The organism is Butyrivibrio sp. XPD2002, from assembly GCF_000423945.1.
Taxonomy (GTDB): domain Bacteria; phylum Bacillota; class Clostridia; order Lachnospirales; family Lachnospiraceae; genus Butyrivibrio.
The window spans coordinates 1-7,669 of record NZ_AUIY01000045.1 but is presented as its reverse complement, the minus strand read 5'-3'; the positions used below and the strand labels follow the sequence as shown (position 1 = coordinate 7,669).

At 35.2% G+C, this 7,669-nt stretch carries 12 protein-coding genes and 1 tRNA gene; 4 read left to right on the top strand and 9 right to left on the bottom strand.

The window, feature by feature from the left end; all coding sequences use genetic code 11:
- The coding region (locus G587_RS0116045; protein WP_026493083.1) for a transposase at positions 1-183 on the top strand (183 nt) is incomplete at its 5' end.
- Positions 184-405: 222 nt separating this feature from the next.
- Positions 406-487: transfer RNA gene (locus tag G587_RS0116040), tRNA-Leu, on the top strand.
- Between the two features lie 124 nt (positions 488-611).
- Here the strand turns inward: G587_RS0116040 and G587_RS0116035 are convergent.
- The 3 genes from G587_RS0116035 to G587_RS0116025 all read right to left on the bottom strand — a co-directional run bounded on the left by G587_RS0116035 (position 612) and on the right by G587_RS0116025 (position 3,166).
- On the bottom strand, positions 612-1,694 hold the full coding sequence (locus tag G587_RS0116035) for a zinc ribbon domain-containing protein (RefSeq protein ID WP_026493082.1): 1,083 nt from the start codon (positions 1,692-1,694) through the stop codon (positions 612-614).
- A 159-nt stretch (positions 1,695-1,853) separates the two neighbouring features.
- Positions 1,854-2,963 carry a tyrosine-type recombinase/integrase gene (locus G587_RS24680; protein WP_051201093.1) on the bottom strand — a complete coding sequence of 370 codons (1,110 nt, stop codon included), beginning with the start codon at positions 2,961-2,963 and terminating at the stop codon, positions 1,854-1,856.
- Between the two features lie 14 nt (positions 2,964-2,977).
- A complete protein-coding gene (locus tag G587_RS0116025) occupies positions 2,978-3,166 on the bottom strand; it encodes a hypothetical protein (protein ID WP_026493081.1) in 189 nt (62 codons plus the stop codon).
- Between the two features lie 133 nt (positions 3,167-3,299).
- Here G587_RS0116025 and G587_RS0116020 point away from each other — a divergent pair, with 133 nt between their 5' ends.
- The gene (locus G587_RS0116020; RefSeq protein WP_026493080.1) at positions 3,300-3,488 is read left to right on the top strand and encodes a hypothetical protein; all 189 of its coding nucleotides are present in this window, start codon (positions 3,300-3,302) and stop codon (positions 3,486-3,488) included.
- Positions 3,489-3,802: 314 nt separating this feature from the next.
- Here G587_RS0116020 and G587_RS0116015 read toward each other — a convergent pair whose 3' ends face one another.
- From G587_RS0116015 to G587_RS0115990, 5 genes are all read right to left on the bottom strand, one after another.
- A complete protein-coding gene (locus G587_RS0116015; protein WP_026493079.1) occupies positions 3,803-4,375 on the bottom strand; it encodes a hypothetical protein in 573 nt (190 codons plus the stop codon).
- A 22-nt stretch (positions 4,376-4,397) separates the two neighbouring features.
- The gene (locus tag G587_RS0116010) at positions 4,398-4,988 is read right to left on the bottom strand and encodes a hypothetical protein (protein ID WP_026493078.1); all 591 of its coding nucleotides are present in this window, start codon (positions 4,986-4,988) and stop codon (positions 4,398-4,400) included.
- A 291-nt stretch (positions 4,989-5,279) separates the two neighbouring features.
- Positions 5,280-5,714, bottom strand: a complete 435-nt coding sequence (locus G587_RS0116005) for a hypothetical protein (protein ID WP_026493077.1) — start codon at positions 5,712-5,714, stop codon at positions 5,280-5,282.
- A 74-nt stretch (positions 5,715-5,788) separates the two neighbouring features.
- Positions 5,789-6,127, bottom strand: a complete 339-nt coding sequence (locus G587_RS0115995; RefSeq protein ID WP_026493076.1) for a hypothetical protein — start codon at positions 6,125-6,127, stop codon at positions 5,789-5,791.
- Positions 6,117-6,299, bottom strand: coding sequence for a hypothetical protein (locus tag G587_RS0115990; protein WP_026493075.1), 183 nt, complete (start codon positions 6,297-6,299; stop codon positions 6,117-6,119). Before G587_RS0115990 ends, G587_RS0115995 begins: the two co-directional genes overlap by 11 nt.
- A 148-nt stretch (positions 6,300-6,447) precedes the next feature.
- Here G587_RS0115990 and G587_RS0115985 point away from each other — a divergent pair, with 148 nt between their 5' ends.
- Positions 6,448-7,143, top strand: a complete 696-nt coding sequence (locus G587_RS0115985; RefSeq protein ID WP_026493074.1) for a helix-turn-helix domain-containing protein — start codon at positions 6,448-6,450, stop codon at positions 7,141-7,143.
- A 164-nt stretch (positions 7,144-7,307) separates the two neighbouring features.
- Here the strand turns inward: G587_RS0115985 and G587_RS26035 are convergent.
- The coding region (locus tag G587_RS26035) for a hypothetical protein (protein WP_035787053.1) at positions 7,308-7,669 on the bottom strand (362 nt) is incomplete at its 5' end.

Sequence of the window (7,669 nt, the reverse complement as noted above, 5' to 3'; positions counted from 1 at the left end):
CTGTGTGCTTCCATGAAGAAGCAGTGTGCAGATACAATCCGTTTGAAACTGATCAAGATTGCCGTTAAGGTAGTCAGATCAGGTAGATATATTTATTTCAAGCTGTGTAGCAGCTGCCCTTACATATCTGAGTTCTATGAAACACTTACAAATATAAGCAGCTTAAATCCACAGTTGGAATAGCAACTATTGATGTACCTTGATAACTTAAAAGTCTGTATTTCTGATTCATAGGGACAGTCTACCCATTTTTAAGACTGATTCCCGCTTATTCTAGGCATCCATTTCAAAAAATCGGATTATGAGTCTGATTTCAGAGGTTTAAGTTGTCATGAATAATTCAGGGTAAATATACTATGAAATCATTGACTAAAATGCACTACAGGCGGTATATTATTAAGGCTAGCAGAAGTGATGGAATTGGCAGACATGCAGGATTTAGGTTCCTGTGCCGCAAGGCGTGTGGGTTCAAGTCCCATCTTCTGCATGAACCCACAACATCTAGTGTTGTGGGTTTTTTACCCCATATATTACCCCATATTGAAAAGGGCGTTTTACAATAATTAGAAAAGCAGGTTAATCTCTTATGAGAGAAACCTGCTTTAATTTATTTACTGTGCAAGTAAATCTACATATTTAACATCAAGAGATACTTGTTCACCCTTTTCATTAGTGAGAGAATTCTTTGTTTCTGTCATGCCTGTAAAAGTGCCATAAACAGTAATAATATCATTGTTCAATACTTTGATATAATCGGGATCAGATTCATCTCTGTTATCCATTATCCAAACACATATATCGGCATCCCAACCATAGTATTTTGCTTCTTGTATGTCATCTGCCCATCCATCATTTACTGCTTTTTGGGCTTTGTCCATATCAAATGCATAAGTTACAAAGTATTTCTGATAACCTGATAATAATCCACCTTCTCTTACATCATTTACATAGCAAGTGAAATAGAAATTCTGTCCAACATATTTTTCGGGCTCACGAGCTATGTCTTTATAGTTCAATTCAGCACAAGACGCTATGAATTCATCTTTTGTCATAGTTGGTTCTTCGCTTATGCTTTCATTTTCAACAGATTCAGTATTTTCTTCAGATTCCGCAACTTGTTCTTCGTTCGCGGTAGATTCAATGTTTTCCGCAGGTTCTGTAACTTGTTCTTCTTTTTCTGTGCTTTCTGAAGTAATATCGGTTGTTTCTGGTTCTTCCTCAACTGCTTTGGAAGAATCAGTTGCTTCATTAGATTCAGCTATATTAGAAGCTGTGTTAAGTGCGTCATAATTTTTCATAAGCATTTTTGTAGTGGTAATGGATATCAACATCCATCCACCAATAACAAGTGCTGCAATTGTCAATCCATGCTTATGAGATTTGGATTTATCTTTAATTAAGTCAATGATCGCGAGTATGACTCCTATTAGAGCAAGTGGTCCTAGAAATGAAAGAATAAAAGCAGCTATTCCTATTATAGAATGTTTTTTCTTTGCAGAAACAGAGTTTGAATTAGAATGGTATGTTGGTGCAGCATTATTAGCACCAGAAGCATAAGAATATCCTGTTTTGGGAATAGAATTTTGTTGAGGTGATGTTGGTTGCTGTACTGTGGGTTGGGGCTGTTGCAAATCTGAACCACAGTATGGACAAAATTTTTCTGTTGTTTCAGCGCCGCATTTTGGACATTTCATAATGGTTTGTCTCCTTTGAAATAATAATAGTCATATTCTTTGAAGAAAGAATATGCTAAACCAATAGAAAGTATAATATAATTTGTAAAAAAAATAACTATGAATTTTGTAATAAGTTTTTGGAAAAAATCAAGCAATTTTACGATTGCAAATGGAGGCTTAAATTATCTTTAAGTGACTCATGGCAGCTTGTTTTGTGCTATCCATGACATGACCGTACAAATCCATACTCATTTTTATAGATGTATGTCCTAACAACTCTTGTAGAGTTTTTGGTGCGATCCCAGATTCTATACATCTTGTTGCGAAAGTGGCTCGGAATGCGTGCATTGTAAACGGTTCAATTTCAGCCTTTTTGCAGATTCTAAGCATTTCTCTATTAGTTGGTGATGATACTATTAAACCGCCTTCTGGAGCGGTAAAGATGGGCTGATGTATTGAAATTACTTTATCACCACGCAACAAACGGTTTATGTGCCTTTGATGTTCTAAGATTTCTTTGATTGCATCATTAAGCGGAATATTACGTGAACCTTTTATGGTTTTTGTGGTTTCTCCTATCGTCATATTGCCTGTTTCAGCTTTTGTTAGTGTGCGTCTTACATGAATAACACCATCATAAATATCTGATTCAAATAAAGCGCCGATTTCTCCAACTCTCATTCCTGTATTGATCGCGAATCTATAGATATCATAATAAGCTGAGTTTTCAGCCATTTTAAAGAATCGTTCGGTTTCTTCTATGGTTAGCGCTCTATGAAAAGTATCTCTTGCTTCTGGAGTAGTCCTTTTAAGATTCTTAACCGCTATACAGGGGTTATAATCAATACGTCTTTCTTTATATGCATCACTAAAAAGATGGTTTAAAACAGCTAATTTATCATTAACGGTCTGTTCTGAATTGCCGCCATCTATCAGCGCACGTTGTACCGCTCTTAAATCGTCTGGAGTAATATCTTTTAGCTTTAACTCTCCAAGTGTCTTATTAAGGCAATCAATAACGATATCAGCGCATGATTTAAACTGAAAATACTGACATCTAAGAGTAGCTTCTTTTACTGTCCCTTGTCTTGAATCCATCCAACTTTCATAGTATTGATTAAGTGTCGGAGTATCATGTTTTTCCTTGCCATCAATCAACTGATTCTTTTTTACGCGCTCCTTTTCTTCAAGTTCTGCTTTGTTGTGACCGTAGACATAATATCTTTTTCCGTCGTACATAAAAGATTTTTTATAAAGTCCATCAGCGCGCTTTTTAAGTTTACCCATAGAATAATCCCCCTTTACTTTTTATTGGCTTTTGCCGCTCTAATACCTAAAGCGTAGCCATATTTAAATGCTTTGAATATAGCGACGTAAATATCACTCATAGACTTTATTTCAGAAGCTAACAAATCTGCCTCTTTGGTATTCATACAATACCTATTATCAAGTTCCACTTCATCAATAATTTTGTTCATATTTCTTCCCATTTTTGACTCCTTTCATTTGGTTGTCTTGTGTTGTGGTGTATTGTGCGTGTCTGTGTACACATACCATATCATTTACAAATATCGGTGTCAATTCCGTGCGCTGTCTGCTATAGTTATTGGAGTGAGGTGAATTATGGCTTTTGATAAAAACAAGTGGATGAATGAGTATAAAAAGGACACTCTAAAAAGAATCCCTCTTGATGTGAAAAAAGAAAAGTTCATAGAAATACAGGAACATGCCCAGAATGGCGGCGAGTCTGTAAATGGTTTTATTAAACGTGCCATTGATGAAACTATGGAGCGCGATAATAGCCGTAAATGATAGCTTACGATTATTCTATAGAGATTTTATTATAGCGCCTAAAATGGGCAAATATCGCCAAATAAACCCTGTATGTCTATACTTATATTTTGGTATACTTTTTTCTGAGTGGGGTAAAGAATGGGGTAAATCATTTCTAACATCAGTATTTATGAGGATTGTTAGTTTATTTATTATTTTCCATCACCGATTTAGTAGTAAAAAACCATGATGCAGTATTAGATTATCTGATACCACATCATGGTATTTTTATGCCCTCTTATGAGCCATAACAACAATCACGAATATTATCCCATTAGAAACTATATGAAATATTATATTTCAGCGTTTTCCCATATTTGGGGGAAAATTCTTGCGTAAGCATCAACTACGCCGCCATATTCTTTTTGCTCTAAGCATATACGCGCACATTCACGAAGATTTTTAACATCTTCAATTTCAGTTTCGTAAGGTGGAATATATACTGTAGGGGTTAAGCTGATATTATGAGCCTCAGCATATTTATAGGTTAATTGTTCCATAGTTGAGTTGCCTTTGTTCCTGTCTAATATTCCCTGTACATCTTTAGGGCTTAACTCAACGCCGCAATTAAACAGTTTTGCATCATCCGTCAAACTTTCACCTCTGACTGCATCACTATTCCTTAGTTCTTCCATGACATTATCAGCTTCTTTAGATATTTCTTTTAATGTGCGGTTTTTAATGTCCTGTATATTCCATCTAAGGTCTGTTATTTCTTTGTGAATCTCATCAGTACGCTTTCTTGAATAGTCTGGATTCTTGAGGTCTTTTTTCTTGGAGTCCATCTTCTTGTTGATTTCTCCCATTTCAGTTAAAGCGTTTTTAAAAGTTTCCTTTGTGAATTTGAATAGCTCTTTTTTTGTCATGTTTTTTATTCTCCTTTGTTCTTCAATAGTCTAATAAACGGCGTCCTTTGTGGTCAGCCTGTTCGATAATTCTTTTAGCTTCTGCTATGAATTCATCGTGATAGCGATCTTGATACCATCTAAATTTTTTCATGTAGCGTTCATACGTGGATTTATGCATATACTTTGGGCGGTCTGGTATATAGCTTGGAAAATCCCACGGAATAGCATCTTCATAAGTCCAATTAAGCTTTTCTTTGGCAAATTTCATGCCACAATCAAAATATTCAATACAATCTGCGTGTTCTTTTTGTGTGGAGCGATAATTGAGCCGCGCACACTTGCGGCATTTAAAGCCCTTAGTGTACGAGTTTGCATATAAGAATCTATACTTTTTGCCGCAACGAGGGCATACAAAAAATGTCTGCTCGCCTGTAATATTGCTGATTGTTGATGTTTGAATCTTTATGGAGTCATGGAAAATAATATGTTCGCCTGTTTCAGTAAAGGGGAAATACTCACTAACATTTCTGATTGTGCATTTTAAAGCGCCTTTCTTAAGGCTAAAGCTGTCTATAGAAACTGATTCTTCAATTGTGCCGTGTGTTTTAACAGGCTTTGGATATTTTCTCATTGTCACTTGTTTCCTTTTTGCCCTAAATACATGCTGAATCTAAAGTTTTTTCACGTAAAAACTCCTATTTTCGGAGCGCTCGCAATATATAAGCCATAATAAAAGCCGTTTTAAATCCTGTAGTAGATGGTAAATATATATATGTGCGTCTTATAGGACACTTGAAAATGCATAGCGTTATGAAAAGAAGTATGTCCTATAGAACATATATAATTTCTGATGGAGTTTGGTTTGTTGTCCTATAGAACACTTGATAAGCCTTTTATGTGCTTTATAGGACATACCGTAGAATTAACTACCGCGCCAACGGTCAGAATATCTGTATATGTTTTTCTTCTTATGTGCTTTTCCGCTTACTACCTTATCAATGAAGCCTGCATCAATCAGCGCTTTCATGTCGTTATAGAATAAGTGGCTAGATTTAGGGGTATAAAGTCCATACTCAACAGCTAAATCAAAGTTAAAGTAAAACAAATCATCACTAGCTAACTCTGGAACATCTTTGAAATCGTGGCGTGGTTTACGTTTTCCTGTCCATTGGTCTTTACAATAAAGATATAAAACCTTGTGCCGTGGCTTAAGTTTTTTGAAAGCATCAGATTGTAGCATACTCTCGTAAATTCTAACGAATGTATCTGACATAAGAGCGCCGTGAATTCCTATAAACTTTGTGCCGACTCCCTCGAATGATTTTATTTTTGAATCATTCTTTTTTCGTTTTGTCATTCGCCTGTACTTCCTTAGTCTTTTTCTTTTCTGCCTGTTGACGCTTTGTTTCTTCTACCAACTTATTCCACCGTTCAAAACTCATAATCATCACCCAAACAATCTAAACTTAGCTGTCCTTTAATCTGTGAATCATACCTTTTGATTATCTTGTTAGCTTTGCGGATTGTTTCGCCTGTTGTCTTAATACGTCGTTTAACAGTTCTGACATAATCCTTTAGTTCATCCATAGTTTCAGCTATGAAATAGCCGTTATTATTAGCACATATAAGATATCCATGCTTACGTAGGTGTTCTATGGTTCTTTTCCTGTCGCGTTCCTCAGTATCAGCAAGAATATCTAATTTTGTGCCGCTGATTGCTTTTTCATGCCCTTTGGGGATAAGCGATAAAATTATTTCTTCAAGATTCATCATTATCCCCCTTTCTTGCTTCATCAGCTAAAGCTTTGTCTAATGCTTCTGCATCAAATCTAACAGCGCGTCCAACATGAATAGTTATTCCCTTACGGTCAAATTTCATAAGAGTGCTTCTGCAAAATCCTGTACGCTCTTGCGCTTGTTTGTAAGTTTCATATTTCTTCATCTGTATGTTTTCTCCTTTATGTTTGAATCTGTAATACTCTCAGATTGTGCACAAATCTGTTGTTGGTTTTATAATACTGTAGTAGACTGTATTTGTATGCAATACAAATCAACCAATTGGCAAGGTTTAATAGGAGAAATGTATTTATATGGAATACAATTTTAAAAAAATAGGTGAACGAATTAAAAGCGAACGGAAAAAGAATGGATTTAAAAGTCAGGACAGTTTGATAGAGCATTTATCTGAAAAATGTGATTATCCAATCGGGCGCAATAGATATTCTAAAATTGAGAATGGTGATTCTAAAGGATTTGACTTTGATTTGATAGCACATTTATGTAAGATATTTGATTGTGAAATGGGGTATTTACTGTGCGAATATGATTGCAAAACAGGACGGAATACAGATATCCAAAATGAAGTCGGATTGAGTGAATCATGTATAAATAAGTTACGTGTTATGAGTAATGAAAATAAAGCTACAGGATTTACAGATATACTGACACTTCTTATAGATAATGACGATTTCTTGTATTTATTGTCTTTAATTGGTAATAGTGCACAAGGGAACATGAATGCGGTTTCTTTTGGAAATACAATGATACTTCCTGATAGAAAAGCAATTATCAATAGTGAATTAAAAGATACAATTATTAAAATTGCTTCTGATATAAGAAAAGAATTTAAGCAAAATGAGCATAGCTTTGAATATAATTTTTTATTTGGTTTATATCATGAGGGTAGAATAACCTTAGAACAAATGCAAGATATTAAACGAGAATATGATAAAGGGAATTTTGACTATGTTCCTAATGGAATGAAAATAGGTAATGGCAAGATATAAGAGTTTATTTACCCAATTTTTACCCCACACTTACCCCATTTAATATTAAAAAATGGGTAAAACGTTATAGAACATGAAGATATGTAACAATCAAAGTGATAGAAAAGAAAAGTCAGTATTCATCTAGTGTTCGTATACTTCTGCATCACTCTATGAATACTGACTTATATATAGTAGGAAAAAGTCCCATCTTCTGCATGAACACAAGAAAACCAGCTCATATGAGCTGGCTTTTTTGTGTTCACACCGAGGAGTCCCTTGAACCCAGGGTTCAAGGTCTCCTCGGTGCGGAGCACCTCGTCGGTCGGTTCGACGGGAAAAATGTCCCCCGGACATTTTTCTGTTTCCGTCTCACCCCATCTTCTGCAATAAAAAAATTCCAAGAGAGCACAGGTATAATTGATTTTTATAGCGTGAGATAAATTAAACTTAATAGCCAGTTCTTCACTCGTGTTGTATATTATGTCCAACAAAACAATAACGAAACGAACGATACTGACTGGAAAAACCAGAGGTAGCTTGAACA